Origin of the sequence: Flavobacterium sp. CG_9.1 (assembly GCF_015751645.1) — a bacterium.
Lineage (GTDB): Bacteria > Bacteroidota > Bacteroidia > Flavobacteriales > Flavobacteriaceae > Flavobacterium > Flavobacterium xanthum.
Map to the genome: position 1 here is coordinate 18,199 of NZ_JADOVC010000032.1, position 26,569 is coordinate 44,767.

The 26,569-nt window shown below is 34.3% G+C and carries 14 protein-coding genes; 2 read left to right on the top strand and 12 right to left on the bottom strand.

The features are described from left to right. Positions 1-12: 12 nt before the first annotated feature. A complete protein-coding gene (locus tag IWX83_RS14415) occupies positions 13-1,440 on the top strand; it encodes a RagB/SusD family nutrient uptake outer membrane protein (protein WP_196830647.1) in 1,428 nt (475 codons plus the stop codon). Between the two features lie 24 nt (positions 1,441-1,464). Continuing rightward, positions 1,465-4,131, top strand: coding sequence for a prolyl oligopeptidase family serine peptidase (locus IWX83_RS14420; RefSeq protein ID WP_196830649.1), 2,667 nt, complete (start codon positions 1,465-1,467; stop codon positions 4,129-4,131). 58 nt (positions 4,132-4,189) lie between these two features. On the opposite strand, the gene IWX83_RS14425 is transcribed toward IWX83_RS14420, so the two are convergent. From IWX83_RS14425 to IWX83_RS14480, 12 genes are all read right to left on the bottom strand, one after another. Beyond that, entirely contained in the window at positions 4,190-4,471 is a 282-nt protein-coding gene (locus IWX83_RS14425; protein WP_196830651.1) for a DUF6520 family protein, read from the bottom strand. A 97-nt stretch (positions 4,472-4,568) separates the two neighbouring features. Beyond that, positions 4,569-6,089 carry a MauE/DoxX family redox-associated membrane protein gene (locus IWX83_RS14430; protein WP_196830653.1) on the bottom strand — a complete coding sequence of 507 codons (1,521 nt, stop codon included), beginning with the start codon at positions 6,087-6,089 and terminating at the stop codon, positions 4,569-4,571. A 302-nt stretch (positions 6,090-6,391) separates the two neighbouring features. Continuing rightward, positions 6,392-10,399 (bottom strand): T9SS type B sorting domain-containing protein, encoded by a 4,008-nt coding sequence (locus IWX83_RS14435; RefSeq protein WP_196830660.1) that lies wholly within the window; start codon positions 10,397-10,399, stop codon positions 6,392-6,394. 22 nt (positions 10,400-10,421) lie between these two features. Next, the gene (locus IWX83_RS14440) at positions 10,422-11,207 is read right to left on the bottom strand and encodes a hypothetical protein (RefSeq protein WP_196830662.1); all 786 of its coding nucleotides are present in this window, start codon (positions 11,205-11,207) and stop codon (positions 10,422-10,424) included. Positions 11,208-11,387: 180 nt separating this feature from the next. Beyond that, complete coding sequence (locus tag IWX83_RS14445; protein WP_196830663.1) at positions 11,388-11,807, bottom strand: hypothetical protein; 420 nt, start codon at positions 11,805-11,807, stop codon at positions 11,388-11,390. An 11-nt stretch (positions 11,808-11,818) separates the two neighbouring features. After that, entirely contained in the window at positions 11,819-18,559 is a 6,741-nt protein-coding gene (locus tag IWX83_RS14450) for an RHS repeat-associated core domain-containing protein (RefSeq protein ID WP_196830665.1), read from the bottom strand. A 3-nt stretch (positions 18,560-18,562) separates the two neighbouring features. After that, positions 18,563-19,018 carry a T9SS type A sorting domain-containing protein gene (locus tag IWX83_RS14455; protein ID WP_196830667.1) on the bottom strand — a complete coding sequence of 152 codons (456 nt, stop codon included), beginning with the start codon at positions 19,016-19,018 and terminating at the stop codon, positions 18,563-18,565. Positions 19,019-19,301: 283 nt separating this feature from the next. Further along, positions 19,302-20,594 carry an HlyD family secretion protein gene (locus tag IWX83_RS14460; RefSeq protein ID WP_196830669.1) on the bottom strand — a complete coding sequence of 431 codons (1,293 nt, stop codon included), beginning with the start codon at positions 20,592-20,594 and terminating at the stop codon, positions 19,302-19,304. A 4-nt stretch (positions 20,595-20,598) separates the two neighbouring features. Further along, positions 20,599-22,791, bottom strand: coding sequence for a peptidase domain-containing ABC transporter (locus tag IWX83_RS14465; RefSeq protein WP_196830675.1), 2,193 nt, complete (start codon positions 22,789-22,791; stop codon positions 20,599-20,601). Positions 22,792-23,047: 256 nt separating this feature from the next. After that, entirely contained in the window at positions 23,048-24,349 is a 1,302-nt protein-coding gene (locus tag IWX83_RS14470) for a TlpA disulfide reductase family protein (protein WP_196830670.1), read from the bottom strand. Positions 24,350-24,409: 60 nt separating this feature from the next. After that, a complete protein-coding gene (locus IWX83_RS14475) occupies positions 24,410-24,628 on the bottom strand; it encodes a hypothetical protein (RefSeq protein ID WP_196830672.1) in 219 nt (72 codons plus the stop codon). A 109-nt stretch (positions 24,629-24,737) separates the two neighbouring features. Next, a complete protein-coding gene (locus tag IWX83_RS14480; RefSeq protein WP_196830674.1) occupies positions 24,738-26,309 on the bottom strand; it encodes a vitamin K epoxide reductase family protein in 1,572 nt (523 codons plus the stop codon). Between the last annotated feature and the right edge of the window lie 260 nt (positions 26,310-26,569).

A 26,569-nucleotide genomic window follows, 5' to 3' on the forward strand; every position in this document is an offset into this window, starting at 1 on the left:
ATTTCAAACATTATGAAACAAATATCATTTTTCCGATTTATCCAGCAAGGTAAATCTGGAATAGTAACCAATAGATTGCTTATCCCATTCCTTGCATTTAGTCTGCTTCTGAGTAGCTGTGATAATTTTGTCGATGTTGATCTCCCGACATCGCAACTTACGGCAAGCGCCGTTTTTCAGGACAAGGCTACAGCCAATGCGGCTATGGTGAGTATTTATGCCAAAATGAGAGACACGGGCATTTTAAGCGGGAATGTTTCAGGACTATCCAATGAACTTGGGAACTATGCAGATGAACTTGATTATTACGGCGGAATTTCTGGAACGACCCGAAATTTTTACAACAACAGCATCCTTGCTTCTAATACCGAAATTTTTAGTTGGTGGAGCAGCAGCTACAGCCAAATTTATGCTGCGAATGCAATTATCGAAGGGGTTAGCGCTTCTACTGTATTGGCTAAAGTGGACAAAGATGAACTTACAGGCGAAGCATTATTTGTAAGATCCTTACTTACTTTTTATCTTTTAAATCTATACGGTGACGTGCCCTACATTACGACAACTAATTATCAGCAAAATAAAGTGGCACACAGAATGCCTTCTTCGGAGCTGTATTCCCATATCATCAGTGATTTACAACTTTCTGCTTCATTGCTATCGGACAACTATATTTCTAGCGATCGGGTACGTCCTAATAAGTCTGTGGCCATGGCACTATTAGCAAGGGTCTATCTTTATAATAGCTCATGGGCAGAAGCAGCCGATACCGCTTCGTACCTCATCAATAATACCGGAGTATATCCTTGGGAAAATAATCTGGAGGCCATCTTCTTAAAAGAAAGTAGTACCACTATTTGGCAATTTATGCCTCGTACCGATGGGCAAAATACGCAGGAAGGAGAAACTTTCATCTTTACCTCAGGACCACCACCCACTGTTGCTTTGAGTAATCAACTCCTAAATGATTTTGAAATTGGGGATCAACGGAAGATTCATTGGGTAAAAACAATAACAGACGGAAGTGATAGCTGGTATCACGTCAATAAGTATCGTCAAAAATCAAATACTTTGGGAGCAATGGAATACTCTGTCGTATTTCGTTTAGCAGAGCAATACTTGATTCGTGGTGAAGCACGAGCGCAGCAAGGGGATCTTATTGGAGCGAAAGAAGATTTGAACAAAATTAGAAATACTGCAGGCCTAGTGAACACTACAGCTCTGAGTAAATCGGATATTCTTACTGCTTTATTGCAGGAGAGAAAGGTGGAACTTTTTACCGAAATGGGGCATCGCTTTTTTGACCTTAAAAGAACAAACCAACTCGATGCGGCATTAACAGTCGTAAAACCTGGTTGGAATACTACGGATAGGTTGTTCCCCTTACCTGAATCTGAGATTTCATTAAATCCCAATCTGAATCCACAAAATAATGGGTACTAAAAATAGTGCCTGAGCAGTAAAGACATGAAAAATAAAAAAAACAGAACCTCTTTGGTAAGCAAAAGGATATTGGTATACCTAAGTATAATGGCTTCTCTACTAATCTCGTTGAACGGTTTTAGCCAAAATAAGGATAAAAAAGAGCTGACAGCTAATGATTACCATTTGTGGAGTTCCCCTAGAGCTGGGCAACTGTCTGAAAGTGGAAAATGGATGAGCTTTGCTCTCTACTACGATAGTGGAAATGATACCTTGTTTGTCAAAAGCACTATTGCCACTACCCTTTATAATTTTCCTGGGGCAAGTAAAGGGGCATTTATTGGTGACAAATGGTTTTCTGCAATGTCCCGCAAGGGGGAGCTTCTAATTACAGATTTAGCAACGTCAAAACAACAGACTGTTGAGCAGGTAGTCAGCTACGATTTGAGAGTGGGCACCACAGATATCATCTTTATGAAAAAGCAGTACGATGGAAAAAAACTGCTGGAGATAAAAAACGTAGAAAGCGGCAATTCTCTTGTTTTAGATAATGTTGAAAATTATTGGTACAACTCCAACGTAGATGCGTTAGTCTATACCACAAAATCTGAAAAAAGTACTACCATCGCTCTACTTAATTTATGCAATAAAACGACAACTTTAATAGCAAGTACGACGGAAGAGTTTAACTATTTGGATACGGTATGGCAAGAAAACGGAAATTCCATAGCATTTTTACAGCAGCCTCTGGATGATGAGAAAAAGACAGCCCGTACTTCAGTGGCATACTATAGTATAGACGGACATAAATTGTATACTTTTAATCCAGAACAGTACGATGATTTTCCGACTGATATGGAAGTTATCTCGTCCTCTTTTGCAAATCTTAGCATTTCAAAAGATGGTAAGCGACTGTTCTTTGGATTACAGAAAACTACTGTTCCTATTGATCCCACAAAGGTGCAAGTTTGGAATACATCAGATCCGTTTATTTATCCATCTAAAGTGCAAATTGACCACTGGGATAGATTAGCAAAAGTAGCCGTCTGGTGGCCTAAAGAACACTTTTTTAAACGTATAACGGACAATGAATTTCCGAAAATGATGTTGAATGGAGACCAAAAAAAAGCGCTCCTCTTTAATCCGCAACGCTATGAACCACAAGCCAACTTAGCCCCTGCTGTGGATCTTTATTTAATGGATTTGGCGACTGGCGATCGAAAATTAGTTCTGCAAAATCAAATAGGTATTGATGGAGGAACTGCTGTCTCTATCTATAAGAATCATGTTGTTTACTTTAAAAACAGCCATTGGTGGGTTTATGACATTTTAAGTGGACTTCATAAAAATCTCACCAAAGAGTTGGGCGTATCCTTTTCTGATACGAATTCCGACTGGCCTGAGGAAGCCTCCCCTTATGGCAATCCAGGATGGATCGGAGAAGATAAAACACTTTTTGTTTATGACCAATATGATATCTGGAGTATTGCAATAGATGGATCAAGTGCGCTTCGATTGACTAATGGGCGAGAAAATCAAACAACCTATAGAATCGTTACCCAATCTAAAGAGCAGTCCCTAAAAATGAATTACGACAGTACTTATAAAGGACTATTTGCTCCCAAAGACAGATTGCTAATTAAGACCGAAGCACTCGAACATACTGGCTATTGTTTTTGGGATTCGAAAAACGGGCTGCAACCCTTGCTGGACAAGAAAATGCAAACGAGTCAATTCATAGCTTCTAAAAAAAATGATAGCTATGTTTATCTTGAAGAAAATTATGACACACCACCAAGAATAATTAGTAAAGAAAACCCAAGCTCGAAAGAAAAAATATTTTTTCAAAGTAACCCGCAGCATAACAAATACAACTGGGGACAATCTAAATTGATTCGATACACCAATTCCAAAGGCATAGTATTAAATGGTGTTTTATTCTATCCTTCCAATTATAATGCTGATTTAAAATACCCTATGGTGGTACATGTTTATGAAAAGCAATTTAAAGAACTGTATAAATATGTCAACCCATCTGACAACAATCCGACAGGATTTAATATTAGCAATTTTACTTCAAAAGGATACTTCGTTTTCTTGCCTGATATCATTTATGAGATTGGAAACCCAGGACCATCCGCAGTAGATTGCGTTGTTTCTGGCACAGAAAAAGCAGTTGACCTCGCGGCGATTGACAGCACTAAAATAGGGCTTATTGGTCACTCTTACGGTGGATATGAAACAGACTATATAATTACCCAAAGTAATCTGTTTGCAGCAGCGGTGGCTGGTGCAGCTATTACCGATTATATAAGTGGTTATTTGTATGTAGCATGGGATATGCAAAAACCTAATTTTTGGCACTATGAATTTGGGCAATTGAGAATAGGTAAATCATTGTACGAAGACTATGCGGCATACCTACAAAATTCTCCGATATATTATGCGGACAAAGTGAACACGCCACTACTATCATGGGCTGGTGAAGAGGACTATCATGTGCATTATTATCAGAGTATTGAATTTCATTTGGCGCTCCGACGTCTTGGCAAAATTAATACGATGCTACTCTATCCCGGAGAAGGTCATGTACTAATGCAAAAAAAATACCAGAAGGACTTGACTCAGCGGATTGAACAGTGGTTCGATTATTATTTAAAGGACAAAAATGAGTCTGTGTCGTCCTTGAAAAGAGGTAACATTACCTATTAAAAAAACAATGCAGTTCCTTTGCTGGAACTGCATTGCCCTTTTCTACTAACAATAAACACTAGGGTCTATAAACCGTTACTGTACATTGATTTGCCGAATTTTTAGCAAACAATGGCGTACCACCTGGTATTAATCCTACGGTACAAATGTTTCCATTGTTGATAGTTGAACACATATCACGTTGTTCACATGACGTTCCTTGTGGATTCAGTTTAACATAACCTTGAACTGTTGCTACTGTTTTAGAACGCACATTCATAGCATTGGTTGTAAATGCCCCTGCTATCGCAAGAGCAAATACGGCAACAGGAATAACCTGTTTGATAAAATTTGCTTTCATAATTAATAAAATTAAAATTATTTTTGATCTACTCTTTGACAGGTTTTCGATCGTTCCCCCGACACTGGCCAGTATATTTTAAAGACATTATTCTTTTCTACTTTTGATCGTTATTTACATTAGTTGATAGTAATCCTTTGTTTAACTTATATTGAACTAAATGACTTCCTATAAATCCATAAAAATTATCATCCAGCACAAAAAAGTTCTTCAACTTTTCATCATCATAATCATAAATGTAAAAGCTCCCTACATAGGTATTCGTGTTTAGATTGTATACATCAATGATACTTGCTTCCTCCCACATTTCTAGAGGTTCATATTGTCCAATTAATGCTGAATTGACAAACAGTAAATTGTTAGAAACCGCACTAGACTTATTAACCAATAAAGGGGGCGCTGCCAGTTTGCGCTCTTTTCTACTTGTTACATCAACAACTTTAATCTGAGACTTACTAATAGTGTCTATTGTCTTACCTCGATAGTTAATATTCAGTGCCTGATCTGCAACAATGAATTGGTTGCGATACAAATAGATGTACACTAACCGATTAAGGGCTTTGTCAAAATGAAGATAGCCGTCTACATCAAAAATTCCATCAATCTGTTTCTGTAAAAGATTGGCATTAAAATTCGTTTTTGGAGAACTTCCAAAATATAAGGTTCCAAGAATACTTTCCCCTTTTATATTGTAGTTGGATCGAAATACTAAATTAAGGGAATCAATAAGCTGATAGTGAGAAAAAGTAATTGCTCCGTTCCATTGTAAATTAGCATTCCAATCTGCTATTTTTCCTTTAAAGATTACTGGTACAGTTCCATCTACTAGGTAAAAATTTGGAGGTAGAATGCGAACTTGAACAGATTGAAATTTAAAATCAGTTCGATTAGGATGAATCTTAAATTCATTCTTTTTAAGTAAAGACTTATCCATCGTGGTCACTAGAAGAGGAGCTGTAAAATTCCCCAAATATATTTTGCCCTCACCAGCCCCTGCAAAATAATAAGAATTAAAATCGAGATCAATTTCTCCAACTTTTGTAGCATCACCTGGGAAGCGACGAACAAAATTATTTCGATGATGCATAATATCTTCTGATACAATAAAAAATAAGACCACGATACCGGTACTTAAAACTGCCGTGCTAATCAGTGAGAGATAAATCGCATATGGCTTTGCACTAAATTGGGATATTTTTTTTTTGGAAAGAATACAGATTCCTACAACGGATAAAGCGACAAAGAAAACATTAAATATTAAGTGAGTTGACCAACCCATTTTTTCAAGAATTCCTCCGCATGAACAAGGTACAAAAGAACTAAAATTTAAAATAACTACTATATAAGTGGTAAACATAATCATAAGACTAAAGGCAGCAAAAAGACCTATGATTCTCCATCTATTAAAAATAATCAGTAGAGAAATAAGTAATTCCAAAACAGGAACAGTCCATGCCACCCAACCTGCAAAACTACTTAATAAGGGAGACTGTCCCAGTTGCACTTGGAAGTTCTCGAAATCCAGCAATTTGCTAACTGCTGCATAGACAAATAGAAGAACAAATAGCAGGCAAATTGTCTCTAGAACTATATTCTTAATTCTTTCATTAAATTTCATGTTTTCTGTAGTTTTAGTTTAAACCATTGCATTTATGAAATAGTATAATTCAATCCTTTGCAATTAGAACGAAAACAAAATTACAATACGCTATTTAATAGGCTGTTATCGAAAACGTGCCAACATTTTTCAAAAACAGGCTTTTTTTAGTTAAAATTTTAAAATGTTGGTAATACTCAGAAATTAGCCAATTAAAAACTTTTCAAGACATGTAATACTAAAAATTACTTATCCTTATCTTAATTTCTGCTTTTCAAAAGTGAATGTTAAAAAATATTTATTTAATTCTTATCAAAACTCATCTATCTTTTCAAAGAAAAATGCCCTTTCAAAATCCGACCGTCTTCTAATTGTATAGAATACCAGTAATCACTAGCAGGCATCTGTTGCCCGTTGAATGTCCCATCCCAGCCCTGATTTAATGGACTAATTTGTTTTATTAATTTTCCATATCGATCAAAAATATGAATTATAATTTTTGTGTTAAAAGCAGTATTGGTTCCTTTAATATTCCAATAATCATTGAAACCATCCTCATTTGGCGTGAAGTAATTCGGAATTCCTAATACCGCTACTTCTTTTGCAACGATACCACAACCATTCAAATCCTTGACAAAAACAGTGTGGATTCCAGCACTAACATTGTTAAAAACATTTTCTTCCTGGTAGTTTCCAAATTCGTCATCAAGTCCATACACATAATCGCCGGCACCTGTTACCGAAATGGTAATACTATTGAACGAGGCCAAATCCACTATGTTTACATCCGTGATTTTAGCAATATCTGAAGCGGAAACGATAATGGTTCGCGTGCTTGAACAGCCTTGCATATTAATTACATCAACAGTATAAAGACCCGCTTTATTTACGGTTAAAGCATAATTTGTTTCTCCTGGAATAACTATTTTATTAAAAGCCCATACGTAGTTGTAGTTCCCCATTAATGAAACGTCTAGTAAACCTGTATTGATAATTTTGGTAAAAGTGCTTAAGTTACTGCACACCAGTTCGTCCCCTGTTAAATTAATAATAGGCACAGGATTTATTACAAAAGGAAGTGTCACTGTTACAGCACAAGCAAGATTATCTGGATTAATAACTTCCACTCGTACATTTTGAGTAGCTGTAACAAACGGATTGGGTAAGGGACTTGGAAGCAAATTATTATTTTGATCAAAATACTTAACAATCATAGCTGTTTGTCCTCCTAAAATAATGTTTTGAAAAGTTGAAGTATCAAAAGCAAATTTTCCATCCTGTGTACTTGTTTCCGCCTCGTCATCACAAACTGTAGTTAACGTCATTGGCACCGAAAATGCTTCTGGCAAATCTGAAACGATAAACTCGACCGTAGTGTCATAAGAACAGGCTGTTGGCGTATTGTTTGTTACTCTCACTTTTAAAACTTGTGAAGCGGTTGTAAATGGATTAGGTAATGGACTTGACAAAGCATTGTTATTTTGATCGAAATAAGTCACGCTAACATTGCTCAATCCATTTAGTAAACGGGAGTGAATTGTAGCAGTATCAAAAGAAAACATGCCGTCTTGATCATCATCACAATGCGTTTCTGTAATCGGGATTGCAATGGGAACTGTTTCTACATTTAAGGTAATATGACTTCCTAAACCCAAACAATCGTTATTGAGTTTACTATCTACACGAATGTATATTTTTTGTGAGTTTGGATACCCAATGTTTCTATAATTAGAAATATTAGCAATTGTATTTTTTTCAGCTAAGGCATCATTTAGATTTCTGTAATACGTGATATCAAGTAATTGTCCAGCAGGAAAGATTGATTGAATTTGATTGGTGACTGTGCTGAAGTCAAATGAAGCAATCCCATCACTATTTGTACCTAAAAGGGTATCATCACATTGAGTAAAAGTTTTACTAAAATTTAGAGGAATTTGTGTGGTGGAAACAATAAGATTCAATTTTGCGATTCTAAAACAATTATTCATATTTTCAACACGCACATAAACCACATCATTACTGACCGTTTGATTGGTATGTGCGGTAGTATTGGTTATTGGATTGACGTTGATTTGCGCATCGGCTATTGTTTTAAAAAAAGAAATAGTTTCGGTTGAGGCATTATTGGATATTTTAGGAATTGCTTCCTCCAAATTAAAAATACTAAAGCCATCGATATCGTCGTCACATTGTTTTAAATCGACAACAGCAGTAATCACAGGCAAAGCAAACACTTGTAGCACAAAAGAAGTAATAGCGAAACAAGCAATATTGTCAATATTCACCATTTTTACATAAATCGTTTCGGTGGGATTTGTGTTTTGATAGGCTGTTGGCGATGTAATAACCTGTGCTAAAGCTGCATCCCTATAATAGGATAGAAAAAATTGAGTAGCCAACTGACCGTTTAAAACTAAATTTGCTCTTTGTGTCAAATCGAAAACTACCTTCCCATCAGTTTCTGTCCCCACGCTGGTATTGTCACAACTACTAAGATTAGGAATGTTAGTAGGAAGATTAGGCAATGGACTATCAAAAACATCAATAGTAAAGGAAGTGGTGGTTTTGCATGCAGGATTTGCATTATTAGAAATTTCTGCTAGTATGGTTTCTTGTTGGTATGCTGTAACATTAGTATAACTAGTAGGTGTAGGAATTGCTAAATTATTGGTATAATCAACTGCGTTGGCAAAATATTTTATGGTGCATAAACTCGGAGCTTGCCCGTTGAGAATAGCTACATTTTGAGCAGTCAAATCAAAATTGTAGAAACCATCATTATTATCATCGCAAATCAACAAGTTTTGTGGGGTAGTTGCGGTGGGAACTTTCGATATGACAATCTCTTTGGTTTTTGTAGTAGAACCTGTTAAACCTGCAGCAGTAACAGTTACTATAAATGTACCTGCGGTCGCATAGCTATGTGATGGATTAATTGCATTTGATATCGTACCGTCTCCAAAATCCCAAACCGCAGAAGTTACCGTTTGTGCTGAATTTAAGGCGAATTGAGTGGTTGAACCTAAACATAGATTATTAGCGTCAAAAAAAGCATCAAAAAAAGAAGTGATAAAAGGTGGTAAACCTAAAATACGTTTTGTATTTGGAGCGAGTTGCTGCCCCTCTTTATCATAATTACATCCTAAACCTAAAACATCGGGATTATTTATAACTGCCAAAGAATTAAGCCCATAAGTGCAAAAATAAATTTTATTATTTGGTGCTAATTGCAGTGCTCCAATACCATAATTCCCACCAAAAATTCGAATTTTTGAATTAGGAATGTTGGCACTCATTAAATCAAATTGAACCAACTGATAGGAACCCACGGCAGCATCGAAACTTGCATAAAGAATTTTTGAATTACTTGAAAATTCTACACCATAAGCAACAACATCTTTGATTAATAATTGAGAGTTACTGATAACGCCCGTTAAATTGTCAAAATCAAATGTATAAACCGCTCCTTTATAATTGTTAAACGGGCTAGTCGCTGTATCAATCTGATCATAAGCAGCTGCTAATTTTTTTCCATCGGGAGATGCCTTTAGATATCCTATTGCATTTCTACGAAACCCAAAAGTAGGAACACTTGGCACAAATGCTGACTTTACTGGGGTGGTTACTACTCCAGTTGCTGTTACTTTGAATGCGTAAACATTATCTGTAAACTGTGTAATAACCCAAAAACCATTTCCTGAGGCATCTTTTACAGCGGTTAACTTTTCTGAGCATTTATATTTAATTTCTTCACCAGCAGGATTAGTATCATAAGTGATCAGGTGGTTGTTCCTGCTTATTATATCTCCTACACTACCATTAGTTCCCACAATACTTAAATCTACAATTGAATAGTTCAAACCATTGTTTAAACCATCATCATCATCAGGGGTTTTACCGCTATCCATCTCATTATAATTTCCGGAAAAAGCATTGGGATATTTGGCGGCATTTTCATGATGAGGCTCATCCAAGGTGAAAATATAATAAATATTTACATTTCCTGGCTTAGGTACTATTATGGCAGACTGCGTACTGGACATATCTCCCAACAAACCTGTTCCTCCAGCATAATCACCATTCGGCATAATGACATGATTTTTATCCCAAACTGTTCTACCATCAGTATAAAATAATAAATCTCCATTGCTGTTTGCTATTGAAGCACATCCTTCATTCGTTTTAAGCTTACCATCACTCAAAGCGGTAACAGAACCATCAGGCAAAAATTTGAGTCCTGCATTCATCCCAAAGTACCATACACTGGCTTCTTGTTGAGCGAAAGATGCTAACGTAAAAAAGTAAAATAATAGTAGTAATTTAAGTCTCACAGAATGTTTTTAGGAAAAATAACTAATTAGACCATTCCACCGACAGAATAAATTGCAAATTTATTTCTGGGAAAGAATAGGTTATGGTTTTGGGTTTAGAAACAAGATAATCAGCAAATGAAATATCTCTAAAATCTGGCGGACCATTTAGTAAATCTTGACCTAAAGGAGGAGCATCTTGATCTACCAAACCAAATCTTAGAATGCCATTTGGTTTAATATATAATTCGTTAGTAGTTAGATTCCATGTTAGGTCCCCTTGATTTTCTTTAACGCTTGAAACAAACCATTTACGAATACTGTATTTACTGTCAAAATAATTATTTAGACTTGACTTACTATAGCCGAAATAAACATCTGCAAGGCGATTTGGATCTGTAGCCACATATTCAGGATCCCAGGTTTGATTGATGTTATAAAACGATAGTACTTTCATACCAGTAATTTTAATGGCATTGCCCCGGGTTACATTAACAACAACTTTCTTCTCTGATAGCTCATTTCGACTGTTTTGTGCTCTCACAAGGATCGTTTTTTGTCCTAGAGTATCAAAATTAAAATGCAGTACATAAGAATTTCCAAAACCCAAATCAGCTAAACCTCCTGTTGCAAAGTTGTCTAATGATGCGCCCATAAATGCCATTTTTTCGTTTGCATTTACGGTAATGGTAAAGGGTTCATCAACGGTTACATTGACTGTAGAGGGAGCAAGCTCAATATTAAAAGTGCTAATCTTAGCTGTTGGGTTGTCAGTACTACAGCCCAACATACAAAGGCATGCAAATGTGATGATTACTAGTTTATTCATTATTGTTTATATGTTAATACAGTTATTATTTTTATCGAATACAAACTAAATATTTTCTTCTGCTTTTTCTTTAGAAAGGACAAAATTTTCATTTTTACTATTTAAAATTTTCAATTTCAAAGTCACAGACTTTTGCTCGTTGCAACTTTACTACTTTAAGAACACTTCAGAGAGCGGGATTTATAGCTTTTTTTTAATCATATTTAAAATTTCTTTTTCAAATTTTTCCTTCTCTTCTTTATTTTCTGACCAACTAAAATCTTTGTTGATCTCTTTATAATTACTTAAATCCATCCCATCTCCAATACCCACAAATGCTATTTTATTATCCCTTATCCAAGATTTTACAATCTTATTTTCATCAGGATAATAAAACCAAATATGATACCAATGGTCATTTTTATTCCTTCTGCCATCTATAAATCTTTCTTGATTTGATAATACATATTTAGGATTATTACTTTTAAAGTCTTCAACTGCTTTTATCAAAACTTTTTCGGAAACATCAAATTCATATACTTCTGCATACGGATAACTTCCAGGAGCAAAATCACAAGAAGTAAAAACAAACAATATAAATAGAGAAATCATTTTTTTCATAAGGCAAATATTTATTTTCCAGGCTTATTAGTAACACCAACACTACTATAGTAATACCACATCATTATTTCAGCAAAGCCGGTTGGTTTTGTTATTTGATATATTGTTTTTGGTATTGCAAATGCCCCAAGTCCTACACCAAGTATTAAAGCGTTTGATTTGGTAACTTGATCTGGCATAATAACAGCAAGTTGAAATTGTTCTGATACAAATTTCCAATCCGCACCTATAGCCCTTGTATCAAAGAATAAACCTCTTTTTCCTGTAATTCCTAAATTATCATAACGTCTATCGTGACCTATTGCAGGATAATCAGTTATCATTGTTGGAACATAAGAATAAGTATAATCTTTATTATAAGTCTTAGGGTTATCTCCTCCAGCATAGGTAGAGCGTCCACCCAAAAGAGGCAAATTTTGTCCAACTGTTGAAGGGTTTAGTTCCTCTCCTTTATGTCCTTTAACTTCCTCTACCGTTTTAGGTTTTACAACTGATTCATTTTGAATAACTCCATTTTTACTAGGTTTGCTATCTCCCCAACCTGTTTTAATATTTATTGTAGGCGATTGTATACCTATATAATTCGAAGCAGCATCCCAGTTTTTATACCCATTGTTAGCATACATAGCAAATGTACCTAAAAAATGTGCGGCTCCAGCTCCAATAAGGTACTGCGCCACAGGTGTCAAAGTACCAGCTGAAGCAATTACCACAATAACACCTGCAACAATTGCAGCAGCTGCAAATAAATCACTCCAAGTAAACTCTCCGCTAGGATCCGAATATTTCAAGGGATTATTCCAACAATACCCATAGCGATTATAGTTCTGCGTATTGCTAGGATCCTGTATATAATTATCAGGTTGCAGGAATCGATGCAACTTAGGATCGTATAAACGCCCATTCATGTGTATGAGTCCCACACTTTGCAAATGCTCGTGTCCAGTGTACCCTCTATCCAGTATAGTAAGACCGTTTAACGTGTTACCGGCTCCGTCTTGCACTTTAGCAATATTTCCCCAAGCATCAAACAATCGTTTTTCTACTACTTGCCCTAAGGAATTCGTTATTGCTAGAATACTTCCTTGATAATCGCGATGTAAATATAAATAATTTTGGGTTGTGCCGTCACTTTTTACTACTAAAGGTGCGGTGTAGCCATCGCCACCTATATAGGTAACAAATTCTACAGCCCCTGTTACCATATTCTGTTTTATCTCCATACTGCCATCGGCACTGTAATATTTTCGGTATTGACGGGTTTCTTTAAGTCCGGTTCCACCATAAAACATGGTGCTACGACTGTTATCGTCATTATAAGTAAAACTAATTATATCGACTCCTGTCTCTTCTATTTCTGACGGACTCTTAAATGTGTTATAGGTTACTCTTAGCTCTCTATCAGCAGTAACGGGATTATCCGTTTTTCGTATTTTTACATCATCAAACCATACATTACCTAAACCGTTATTATCTAAACGAAGGTTTAGTTTTTTAATATTGGCTGGAACTAAAAAGTTGTTTTCAATAAGTACCCAATCGTTTATTACATCAGTTACCTTTTGACTAACTAAAGTGTAATACCCTGCTTCTGTGTTCGTTTTCATAAATAGAAACAACTCTGCTTGTGGGCCGCTACTTTTTACCCAAGCCGAATACGTATATTCTGTAGCTACAGCATTGTCAATTGGTATCCAAACACTTGAGTGAACCACTTTTTCGCCCGAAGTATTATTATTTATTTTTAAAGATACAGTTCCTGTTTTACTTGCTGTACTATCATAAGTGAATACTGACGGTTCATATATATCCCAATTCTTTTGTTGTTCAAAATCATCATTAAAAATTCCTTCCCTATTTTTATAAAATGCATTAGATTGAGGACTTAGCGCTACCGAAGTGTTTTGATACGCTTTGGCATTATTGGTGTAAGCGTAAGTTCCTACTGCATTTTCTGTTATTCGACCTCTATCATCATAGGTTTGTGTTTCTTGTAACCCCTGCGCGTTAGTATAGGTGGTTAACCTATCTAAACTGTCATATTGAAAATTTTCGTTCCAATTGAACAAACTATTGGTACGACTACTTAGATTCCCTTTGAGTGGGTCAAATACCGTATTGAGAGTCATCACATTTCCAGGCGTAATTCCAACTCTATCATGCTTAAATTGTGTTCCAAAACCATACTGGTCGTACGTATTTGTAATCGCAATATTTCCGTTACCCATCGTGGCAGCTGTAAGTTGCCCTCTCGCATTCGTCGTATTAGTTTGCCATAATACTTGAGAATTAGCCGTATCAATAATTTGCCAAGCTTGCCCATTTTTATAAGTGTGTTGCACCGTTTTAGCACTAGATTTACCAGTTGCACTTGCTATTGACGTTACAGTATTCAACCTTCCAAAAGCATCGTACGTAAGTTGTTTTGTAAATGTTGCATAAGGTGTTGTTTCAGTACTGCTCACTACCCTTTTAGTACTGTCGTAAGTGTACACTGTCGTTGTTGTTGCATTATTTTCCCGAGCATCTACAAAACTACTGGAATTTAGTAGCTTACTAGCACTATCATAGTTATAGGTTGTGGCGGTATTTGTATTTGTACCTACTATTGTTTTGTTTATCAATTTTCCTGTAGCTGGATCCAGTGTATAGGTTGTAGAACCGTTTGGAGTCGTTTCACTTAGGGTTTCGCCAAATATATTATAAGCATAAGTATATGGGCCTGCCGAAGGATCAGTAAGTTTGGTTTTTCGTCCCCAACCATTTTGTTCAATCGTGGTTACAACTCCATCATAATCTGAGGATTTAAGATTCCCATTGGCAAAATAGGTGTAATTAATTGTGCCGCCTGGCGTGTCTTTCATAGTGACCACATTACCAATGGTATTTTTAGTTGACTCCTTGATCTTGGTTCCATCATCTACTTTAGTCACAAGTCCTGTGTAGGTCATGTTTACAGTTTTTCCTGTAAAAGCGATGCTTTTAAGTAACCTACCGTAAGTGTCATACTGAGTTTCGTTCCATTGTGTAGGGCTAGTGCCAAAATAAGGTTCGCTAACCTTAGTATTTCTATCGTAATTATCATAGCCATAAGACACATAGGAGAAATTTCCGGAGATATCTTTTGCTCCTGATTTTATTTTTCTACCCAAATCGTCAAAAAATTCTTCGGTAGCACTGCCGTCATCGCTTGTAGTTACAATACTGCTATCACCCCCATTTTTAGAATAAGTAACAATAACACTTTTACCAAGATAATCAGTTGCTTTTGTCTTCTTAAATAAGAAATCATAGGTATAACTTGTTGTTAAACCATAAGGATTGGTCTCTGAGTTGAGTAATCCGTTAGCCGTATTATAGACGAATGTTGTTGATAATCCTTCTATATCAGTACTTTTTGTCAGGAACCGTCCTGATCCTTCATACTCATAATTTGTGACCCTAGAAGAGAGTCCAGGTGCTGATATTGTTTTCTTGGTTATATTACCAAAAGTGTCATACACATTATCCTCAGTAATAAAGTTAGTATTATGCCCTTGCTTCATTATTTTAGTCAATAAACCACCCGTATTGTAAGTATATTGCTCTTCAGAAGTCATTGTGTCTCCGGTTACTACTGCGCTTTGGGTTTTATTTGTTGGTCTACCTACTACGTAATAGGGCGTAGTTGTTGGGGTAGCATAAGTAAGGTTAGTAGTGGTAGTTTGTTGGGTCACTCCTGCTTGTTTTAAAAGTGTAGTTGACTGCGTTAGGTTATTATATTCATCATATATCGCACTATTCTCATTACTAGTGTTATCCAACCCATTGAACTGTTGTGAAAAAGTGTTCTTAATTTTATAAACTTTATTTGGCAACAGTTCACTTTCATAGGTCACTAACGATTTTGTAATAAAATTAGAAGGCGTTGTACTACTAGAAGGCGACGCCAAATAAAGAACTGAATAATTCTCAATATTTGCACCTCTTAAACTAATGTCATTTTTAGATATGCTAGAGGTAGGAGTTGTTGCGTCATCATGCCAATTAGTTCGCATAGTTCCACGAAAACCAAGAAAACCAATACCTTCTACATTAGAGACCGCCCCATAATACGAAAACAACTGTTTTTTGTAAACGTTACTACTTTGTTTTTCTAGTTTAGTCACCACTTGAAAAGTTGGTGCCACTACAATATCCACATTAGGATATACTTCTGTATAGCCGCTATGAGTATAGATGGAGTTATAGCCTTCATTAGAATGGGAGTCTAATGGCTGATAAGTTATAGATTCGGTAACACCATTACCAGTAGTGATTGTACGAAGTAGGCGCTCTTTATTAAAGTCCTTCTGTGATTGGAAATAATGAATTTTCTTATCCGAGATAAATGCAATTTCAAGATTTCTATTAGGTTTATCTGCAGTAAGAACAATAGGTAATGGATAAGCTAAGATATTACTTTGAAGCCCTGTATCAGTATAAATATCTGAAACAAAATTACTATCCATATTCCTGAATAAGCGCATACTTACAAAGCCTTTTTGGTACGAATTTACACCTCCAATTGTAGCTGTTTGACCGGTATTGTTTCTGTAAGTTCTAGATAAAATCAAATCAGTTTTACCATCATTATTTAAGTCTTGAGGAATAATTTGAAAGGTATCAGCCGAATTATTTTGTTGATAAGGTATGCTGTATGATACATCTGATTTTATGTATGAATTACCCGTTGATGTATATTTTGCATAATTATTACCATATGCTTTAGGAATTATAAAATCTATCTTACCATCACCATTGTAATCGCCCATCAAAATAGGTTTATCGAGAACTATATGGGCGTCAGATGTTGGTTTCTGATAAAGCAAAACAAAATAATTGTTATCATTTAGAGTATATACATTTACATAGCCTGCATCAAAAACTAGTATGTCCGATTTCCCGTCTCCATTAAAATCCGCGACCTTAAACACACTATTATCTTTAGATGTAATGTAACCAGCTTGATTGACAAAATTATCATTCATTCTACGATCAAGATTAACAAAATAGGCTGTTCCTCCCGGTCGTGTTCTATTATAACCATAGCAACCTGCATTGTTATAATAGGATATTGATTTTTCAATTATTACTACATCTGTTAAACCGTCTCCGTTAAAATCACCGTCATAGGACGATTTAGGTACAATAATTTCCACAGGAACTGGCTGTGGTGGCGCTTCTTCCATTGTATCATATGGACTTCCAGAACCACTTGAAATATATGGCTGAGGATCATTCGGATTACCACCACAGTTATAATCGTCATAGTAGGTGAATTTTGGAAACTGATACGATTTTTCATTCTGAAAATAAATAGGATTTGCCGTTCCTGTAGAATAGGTTGTAAATGTGGTAGCATCAGTTGAAAGTCCTTTAAGAACAGTCCATCCCTGTATCGGCATTAATTTATTGTTGAAATTTAACCATGAAACAGTAAAAATATCATCAAATTTACCCACTGGGTGCTCATAGCCTAAGTTAAGGCTCGTCTGAGAGCTGATATCTGTAAAAAGCCAATATTTTGCTTTGCTAGCGGTGCCCGTGGTAGGATATAGTAAAAAATCCATTTTACCATCACCGTCGAAATCTCCAGTCAAAGTTGCTGAATTTTGACTATTAATATTTCCCGCTGATAAATCAGCACCAACTCCACCGTAACTAATCGTTTCTGCCGTATTTTCATAACTAAATACAGTAGGATTATAGCTTTTAGTATTATCGCCACTTTTTTCAGTTATACTAGTTAAACGTTCATAGCCAAGAGAAGTTACGTCATAAGCTAAAGTATAATTCCTGAAACCAATTCCATTCCCAATAACTTTTACATCATTCAATATTGAATTTGTTAAAAAACTCTGTCCTCCAATGTAGGACTGTTCAGGTCGTTGTCTGCTTTTATATGTAAATTGAATTTTATTTATCGCCGTGGCACCCAGCAATGAACCATAATTTATACTGGCAATACTTAAACTATTGTTTGCGTTGTTATAGGCATAACTAATCCTTACCCCTTGTGGATTTTCCCAATACGTAATTGCCCAATCATTAATAGAAAGAGAATCACTCGAATTACCGTAATAGGCTTTCGATCCATCTGGATACTCTACTATAAAATAGGCAGGGCCATAATTAGCTCCATTAGGATGCACTCCGTAAGAGGTAATTTTAACCGTGGAAAAACTTTCGGTTTCATATACCGTTGCGGTAGCACCATAACTTCCACTTGTTCCGGTTTTTACAACCAATCGTTGCCCATCAAATGCAAAACGATCTAAATCATTAAAATCTACCCCGTCAATAATCCCATCATGAAATTTAGTAGAAGGAATACGAGTTATAACCGAAACTCCTGCAATATTCCACCCATAACCAGCCAGTCCATTGCCTCCTTGACTATTATAAACTAAACCAATTTGTGGTACGACTCCATTAATTCCAGGGGGAACAGCAATAGGAATAGCATAACTTGCGCCACCAGTAAGTGAAACAGCTAATTCACCTTCAGTTATTCCAACTTCTGCAGAATTTCCTGTGGGTGTTATTGCAGCTGCAGAAAGCATCTTAGCCGCTCCATTAATTCGAGTAGTCGTACTCGATGTTTTATCTATAAAACTAGATGTAGTCCTTTTAATTGGAATTAAACCTTGAACTGGAGTTCCTCCTATTTCTTGAGCTGAAATGAATAAGCTATAGCTTACAAATAAAAGCGTTAAGTAAAAATGCTTCATATACTATTGTTTGATGATTTTAATTGCTTTTTGTTCACCGGTATTATAAAACAGAACAATTGCATATGTGCCGGCAGGATAGCTATGGAAAGGAATATTTTGCGCATTATATTTCTCTTGTCCAACAAATGATTTCAGCAACTGACCGCTCAACCCATAAACATGAATCGAATTGACCAGATTATCATCTTTAAGGTCCCATTTAATAAAAAGCTCCTCTTTAACTGGATTCGGGTAATAAGAGATCACATCTTCAGGAAAAAATTTGACTAAATCTTCTTCTTTCAATGCACTTATTTCTTTTGGGATATCATTCATCATTTTAGAAGTTGTACAACCAAAACATAGTTTGCGCACTACTTGATTTCCTGCATCATCATACGAAAAAGTAATTCGATCTGCTTGGGCTCTGATTGAAGTAACAGTCAAAAGTAGCAACACATAGATAATTTTTTTCATTACAAGTTGTTTTTCGTGATTTTATTCTATAAAATTTTAAGAATATTTAAACGAAAGTAACAACTTGAAATAAAATAAGAACAGATCAGTTAACTACTTTAACAATTGAGGTAGTTTTCACGTAAATTATGTTAAATTTAATAATTAAACTTAGAGCACCCTTCCGCATATTCTGACAGACTAACATTTCAAATAAATAAAAGTGTTTATGCATGTTCTACGGGATAAAATTCACCAAGAAAATTTGAATTTAGTTTCCTGTGAAAAAGTAGTATAGAGCAAATTACCGATTAAAAACATCCCTAAACTGATATAACAAACGTTCTATTAATCGTAAATCTTCGGTAACAATATCGGCGCTTCCAGTCATTTCTTGCTGAAAGGGAATTATTTTATTATAATTGGTTCTCAGGTTTTCAGGTAGCGAAATATCCAACAATAAATTCCCGTCGGTATCTGGTATTAACGATATGTTTTTTACTTTTCCAGTTAACGTACCAAACTCTCTGTCAGGAAAATTTGCCAAGCGTATGTTAACTTGTTGGCCAATTTTAATTTTTCCTGAATTTTGAGCCGGCGCCTTAACCTTTCCTATATATCTATTTTCTTTTGTAGGAATTATAGAGAACGCATTGTCACCCGCTTTTATGGTTTGATTGGCTGTCCAAATTTGCAAAAAAGACACTTTTCCTGCGATCGATGATTTCAATACATAAGCCAACTCCCAATCTTTAATTACCTTCTTCAGTTGATAAAATGACTGAATACGATTTCCTTCTAAATTAACTTCCTCTATTTTTCCGCTAATTCTTGTGCCTTCACTATTTTTTTGATTGCTGATCAACGAAGATTTTAATTGTGAAATACTACTTAGTAAACTTTTATAATTTTTCTGAGCTTGGAGGTATCCCAATTTCTTATTATCAAAATCTTGAGCAGAAACAACCCCTTTATTAAAAAGGGTTTCAAATCGGTTAACATCATTTTTCTGCAGTTGCAATTCAGATTCATTGATATCTTTTTGCTGTTGCAAAAGATTTAACCGCTCTTTAATCTGAATATTTTCGGAGCTATTCGCATTATTTTCAATTTGAAAAGGATGTAAATTCGAATTGAGGTCATAAGCTACAACATCTTTTTTAAATATGGAAAACGCACTTTCCACATCACCTAATTGGACATTTCTTAATAACTCAAATGGAAATTTACTTTCGCTACTGTTTATTTTTAATGTATCCAGGATACTTTTTAGCAAAAACACATCTTTAAAATTGGCCGGATTTTCAATTATTGCCAAAGGAGTATTTGCAACCACAATAGATTTATCAGCAATCAAAATAGATTGGATTCTACCAGAAGTTTTAGCGACTAACTTTTCAGGAGGAATGTTTGTTGTAATAATAACTTGTGTTGTAATAACATCCGGGTACTTAACGAACCAAGACACGAAGAAAAGCATTATAATAATTCCAAAAACTACAACTGTTCCCCAACGGATCATCCAGTGTGGCACACGAGTAAGTATGTCTTGAACTTCTTCGCTACGTAATTCAAATGCTGTATTATCCTCTACCATGACACTAATTTCCTAATTGTAATTGATTCCTAACTAATTCAAAATAATTCCCTTTTTGTTCCACTAATGCAGAGTGACTCCCTATTTCTATGATCTTACCTTTGTCTAAAACCACAATCTGATCTGCATTCATGACCGTACTTAAACGGTGTGCGATTACTACTACGGTTTTATTTTTAAAGAAAGTGTCCAGTTTACCCATAATTTCCTTTTCGTTATTGGCGTCTAATGCCGAGGTAGCCTCATCAAAAAAGAGCATTTCAGGATTTTTATACACCGCTCTAGCAATCAATAAACGTTGCTTTTGTCCCGTACTCATTCCCGTTCCTTCAGAGCCGATTTTAGTATTATAACCCAACGGTAAACCTGCAATATATTCTTTTATATTAGCCACATCTGCGGCATAAACGAGCCTTTCTTTGTCAATAATATCAACCCCAATAGCGATATTATTGGCAATAGTATCATTAAAAATAAATCCTTCCTGCATGACGGCTCCAATATTAGACCTCCAGGATTTTTGTGATATATTTTTTAATTGGCTATTCCCTAAATTGATTTCGCCTTTGTCTGGCTCGTAAAATTTAAGCAATAATTTCATCAAGGTTGTTTTTCCGCTGCCACTTACCCCTACAATTGCCATAACCTTGTGAGCAGGAATTATTAAGTTTAAATTTTGCAATACCGGAATATCAGAACCTAAATAGCGATACGAAAGGTCTTTAATTATAATATCAGCATCTTTTGGGATAATATGAGTTTGATGTGCTTCTTGTTGCGTCTCATCTTCTTTGTCATGAATTTCAGATAAACGCGCCAAAGATATTTTAGCATCCTGCACTTCACGAACAAACTCAATCAATTGCGCAATAGGACCGTTCAAACTACCCACTATAGAACTTATTGCAAGCATCATCCCTAAGGTAATGGAACCATCAATAACTAGTTTTGCAGAAAGAAAAATGATGAAAATATTTTTCAACTCATTAATTACTGATGAGCCAATAGTTTGCGTTTGTTCTAAAACCAATCCTTTTATTGATACTCTAAATAATCTCGCTTGCGCATACTCCCATCCCCAGCGTTTTTGCTTTTCGGCATTATGCAGTTTTATCTCTTGCATTCCGTTAATGAGCTCCATGACTTTACTTTGTTCTTGGGAAACTTCAGAGAATCGTTTGTAATCCAATACTTCTCTTCGTTTTAAAAACAAAGTGATCCAACCAAAATAAAGTATACTTCCAGCAAAAAAAACAAAGAATATTTGAAGGTTATAATACGCTAAAACGCCTCCCATTACAAACATATTAATCACTGAGAACAATACATTTAATGACGAAGTAGTCAGGATTCGTTCAATCCGATGATGATCATTAATACGCTGCATGATATCACCCGTCATTCTCACATCAAAAAAGGAGATAGGCAGATTCATTAACTTAATAAAGAAATCTGAAATCATGGATATATTGATACGGGTAGAGAGATGTAATAAAATCCAACTTCTAATCAGTTCTAAACCCGTTCTTCCGGCAAAAAGAAACAATTGCGCAAACAGGATTAAATAGATAAAATGAATATTCTGATTTTGAATCCCAACATCGACAATGCTTTGGGTAAGAAATGGAAAGATAAGCTGCAACAAACTACTTGCCAGTAACCCAATACTCAACTGTATTAGGAACGACTTGTACCTTAAGACGTATTGAGCCAATAGACCAAATCCTAAACCCTTTTTGTCTTCTTTATCAAAATCTGATTGGAAGAATTTTGGCGTAGGCTCCAGCAATAGAGCAATTCCCTCCACGGTAGTATCACTGGCATTGTGACCAATCCAGAATTTAATGAAATCCCGTTGATTGTATTCTATAAATCCAAATGCGGGATCTGAAATGAAATAGCTTCCTTTTTTTATTTTGTAAAGCACCACATAATGCTCCCTGTTCCAGTGCAACACACAAGGCAAAGGCGCTTCTTCTAACCTTTTCACATTCAATTTCACGCCTAATGTTCTAAACCCTATTTTTTCTGCAGCATCACTTAAAAATAAAAGATTACTACCTTCTCTAGTAGTTTCGCTAAAATCTCGTAACTCTTGAATGTTTATATTTTTGCCGTAATGCTTGGAAATGATCTTTAAGCAGGTGGGGCCGCAGTCTTTAAAGTCTGCTTGTATGTAGTTGGGGAATTTTTTGATCATTTTCTTCTTAAATAGAGCTCCTTATTAATGAGCAACATAATTTTTGATCGATTGATGTGAATTTTTCTATTCTTTTTTAATGAAAAAAATTTTATCTGTTTGAAAGACCTTAATTATATCTTCTCCAACAAATTTAAGCTATTTATACATGCTAGGCACCGCGTAATAATACCAAATAAAGACTTTTTACAAAAAATTACAGTTAAAATCTTTTGATAATTCGTGTTTGAGTGTATAAATTGTAATAGTCTAATTATTTTGCAATCATTTTACTTATGATTTCTAAAGAAATTGTGTTTCCTGCACCAACAAATTTAATTTCACCTTTTTTATCTAGCAAAACGATTGTTGGATATGCTATTATATTTAGTTGCTCTATAAAATTATTTCTGCTACTTAATTTCATAAATGCTTGTTGCCATTTGACATTATTTTTTTTCACATATTCTACTACCTTTTTATTTGATTCATCAACGGCAAGGCCAAGGATACTTATTTTTTTTTCGTTTGTTTCATAAAATTTTCTAATTAGTGGATAGAATTTAATACAAGGTCCGCACCAAGTACCCCAAAATTCTAAAAGTAAAAAATCCTTATTTTTTAAAACATCTTTTAGAATAAAATTACTGTTGTCTAAATCTTTAAAAGAATAGTTTAGTGGTATTTTATTCTCAATTGTAAACCGTTTGATAGACCTTTTTTTAATTGGATTTAGATACAATGAATCCATTTTTAACCGTCTTTTAATTGTATAATTTAAATTATTAATAGTGATTGTATCTTTAAAGGAATGTTTGTACATATTATTAAAAATAAAATCTTTTGAAAAATTGGTATTTTTATCTTTAACATAAAACTGGCTTTTAGCATAAAAATCAGAAAAATAAAATTCATAACCATCTACTTTCCCTACCCAGGCATCTACAAATTTAATAAAGGATAAATAAGGAATATCTTCTTTACTAATCTTTTGGGATATTACATTGTTTCTATCAGGTCGTAAAACAAACTTTCTTTCAAAATTTTTTATTTGATTATTTTCAAAATACTCAAATTTATAAACTGAAGGTAAATAACTATTTACCAAAGCCTGCTCATCACCATTTTGAATTATTTCATATTCATATTTAATTTCATCACTAAAATTCTTATTCTTATTGGTATCTGCAATTAGTATTTGTTTGTTCTTTTTAAACCCTATTAGTATTATTAGTTCTTGATCAATAGTCTTTTGCGATAAGCTTAGCGTATCTATTTTTAATTTTTTAAAATATTCAAGCGCTCTTTTCCTTTCGATTTTATTATTTTTTAGCAGATCGAAAGTATTTTGAACATAATCAATTGCAACGAAATGAAACCTTAAAGAATCCAGCAAAGGGATTCCTGTGAAATTATCAGTATAGGACAAAGGTCTTAAATCCAACTCGTATTGATTTAAGTTAAAGGTATCAGTATTACTTGTTAACTTTAATTTTATTTGCTTTGTTTGAGAAATGGAGACTTGTGCTAACAGACAAACTAAAATTATTGCAATTCTCTTCAAGATCTTTTTCATTGTAACTGTTTTTACGTAAAAGGAGAGGGAAAAACGCTCTTCCCTCTCTAAATTAAAAAATTATACTCTTGATGAATAACACTGATTATAAGTTTTATCCTTATCACATGAAAATGCTTCACACGTGGCATGAGGAGCTGTACACTCTGAACTACTTGTACATTGCGACTGAGGACACATACTTCCATCGCTCAAATAGTTTATTCCACCATTGATACTTTTTTGTTGCACTTTATTTAAAACTGCAACACCTTCTAAATTTAAAATGTTTTTTAACATAAAATAAAAAATTTGTAATTAATTTTGCTCAATAATTTAAAGACACTTAAGTTTATGTCTACTCTTGCAAGAATGCTTTTGCTACCACACTTTAGGGTACGTTTTTTTTTTATATCGTTTCTAAAATGAGTTCTTTTTGTTCCAATAACATATCGTCCACGAACAGCAACAAATCATTTATATTATATGCCTTTGGATAATAGTAGTTATCTACCATGGTTGCCGGTGTATGGTACACATGGTTAACATTCAACCAATTTTGATGTGCTTTTAAAATCGTAACAATACGATTATCAAAATTTACTGGCATTTTATATTTAATTTGCCATTTACTTATTGTTCTTTCTTGAAACCAATCATTCAAAGCCCCAAAAGCTTTTTCTTTACTCTCATTCAAATAAATGTGAAGAATAGACTTAACAATCTGCGTGGCAGGATTATTATTACCTTCAACAGGAACACTAAAAATAAAATTAATCTGAATGTCTTTCTGGGTTTTCAACAACTTATAATATGTTTGGAATGATTCCACACAAAAACCACACAATGGATTGGTTATCGCATTTATAATGATTAAAGGGTTTCTAGAACCAAAAATAATTTTATTTTCTTTTGCAATTAAATTGTTATTAATTAGTTCTTGCTTTATTAGCAAATTATCAAACAACTCTTTATTGCGTTTGAACTTTAAAAATTCCATTTCTACCGAAGCTAATTTTGAGTTTTTGACCCATAGTAATTTTAGATTGCGCCAAACTAAAACAACCAAAAATGTAGTAAATAAGTATTTCAATGAGAAAGCAATGTCGAAATCCAATCCTTCAAAATTTACCGACAAAACAAGAAATTGTAAAACCAAAACAGTTGAAACACCTAAACATAAAGCGCACCATTGTTTTAAAATAAATGCCTGATAATAAAGTGTAATTAAAACAATTGGAATACTAAAAACTGAGATACAGAAGAGCACACTAAAACTAAATCCAGTACCAATGAGCGTTAAAAGATTAATTATGAAATAAACAATCGAAGCATCACTTAAAGAAATTGTATTGAATAATTTACCCTTTTTATGATTGATAACACCGCTACAACCATTGGCTTTTGAAACGGTCTCGCAAACTTTAGCTACAGTTTTATTGTGAATACCAAATGCTTCTTCAATAATAAAATAACTGATGAAAAGTCCAACTAATGAAAGGGTATTGTAAATAAACACTTCAATCTTATCAAAGTTAAATAAATTGGTTAACGTAATAATGCCAAAAACTAAGAAACCTATTTTTTTAAAATTAAATAAACTCGATATATCACTCTCCAGTTTATTATCTTCAATGGCTATAATTGTTCCGTCCCAACTTTCTTTAAAATCATCAAAATTCAATGTTTGCTTATTTAAATTTTCGTCAGTTACTGTCATCCTGTTTTTCTTTTTTTCAGCTAAAAACAGTTTTAAATCACGATCTTTTTTTAATAGTGCAATAAAATATTTAGGCAATTTTTCTAACGCCTCCTTAGGCACTTTTGCAACTAAATTTTCAATATTAAAATAATCAAAAGTGTCTGTAATAGACTTAATACTTGGGTAATCCGGGTGTGTTTGGAGTTGCAATTCAAAATTTTCTATATCAATGGTATAGTTTGATAATTTTAAATATTTATTGGTAATTTGTGATTTCAAAATATGCTAATTGTTTTTTCTTTTAATTCATAATCTAGTTTTTACTTATCTATGCAATTGTTTCTATTAAAAGCAAAAGTATTTCGAAAGCGAATTTATGTATAAATGATAATGCAAAATAGAAATATATTAATCTTTAACAAAAGGTGCTCTTTTTAAGTAAACTCACTGCTATCCGAAAGTCAGAAATTAAAAGTGCCTGAGAATCCCTTATTTTTGTTTTGCAAAAAATAAAATAATTTAATGGGACTCTTCAGACG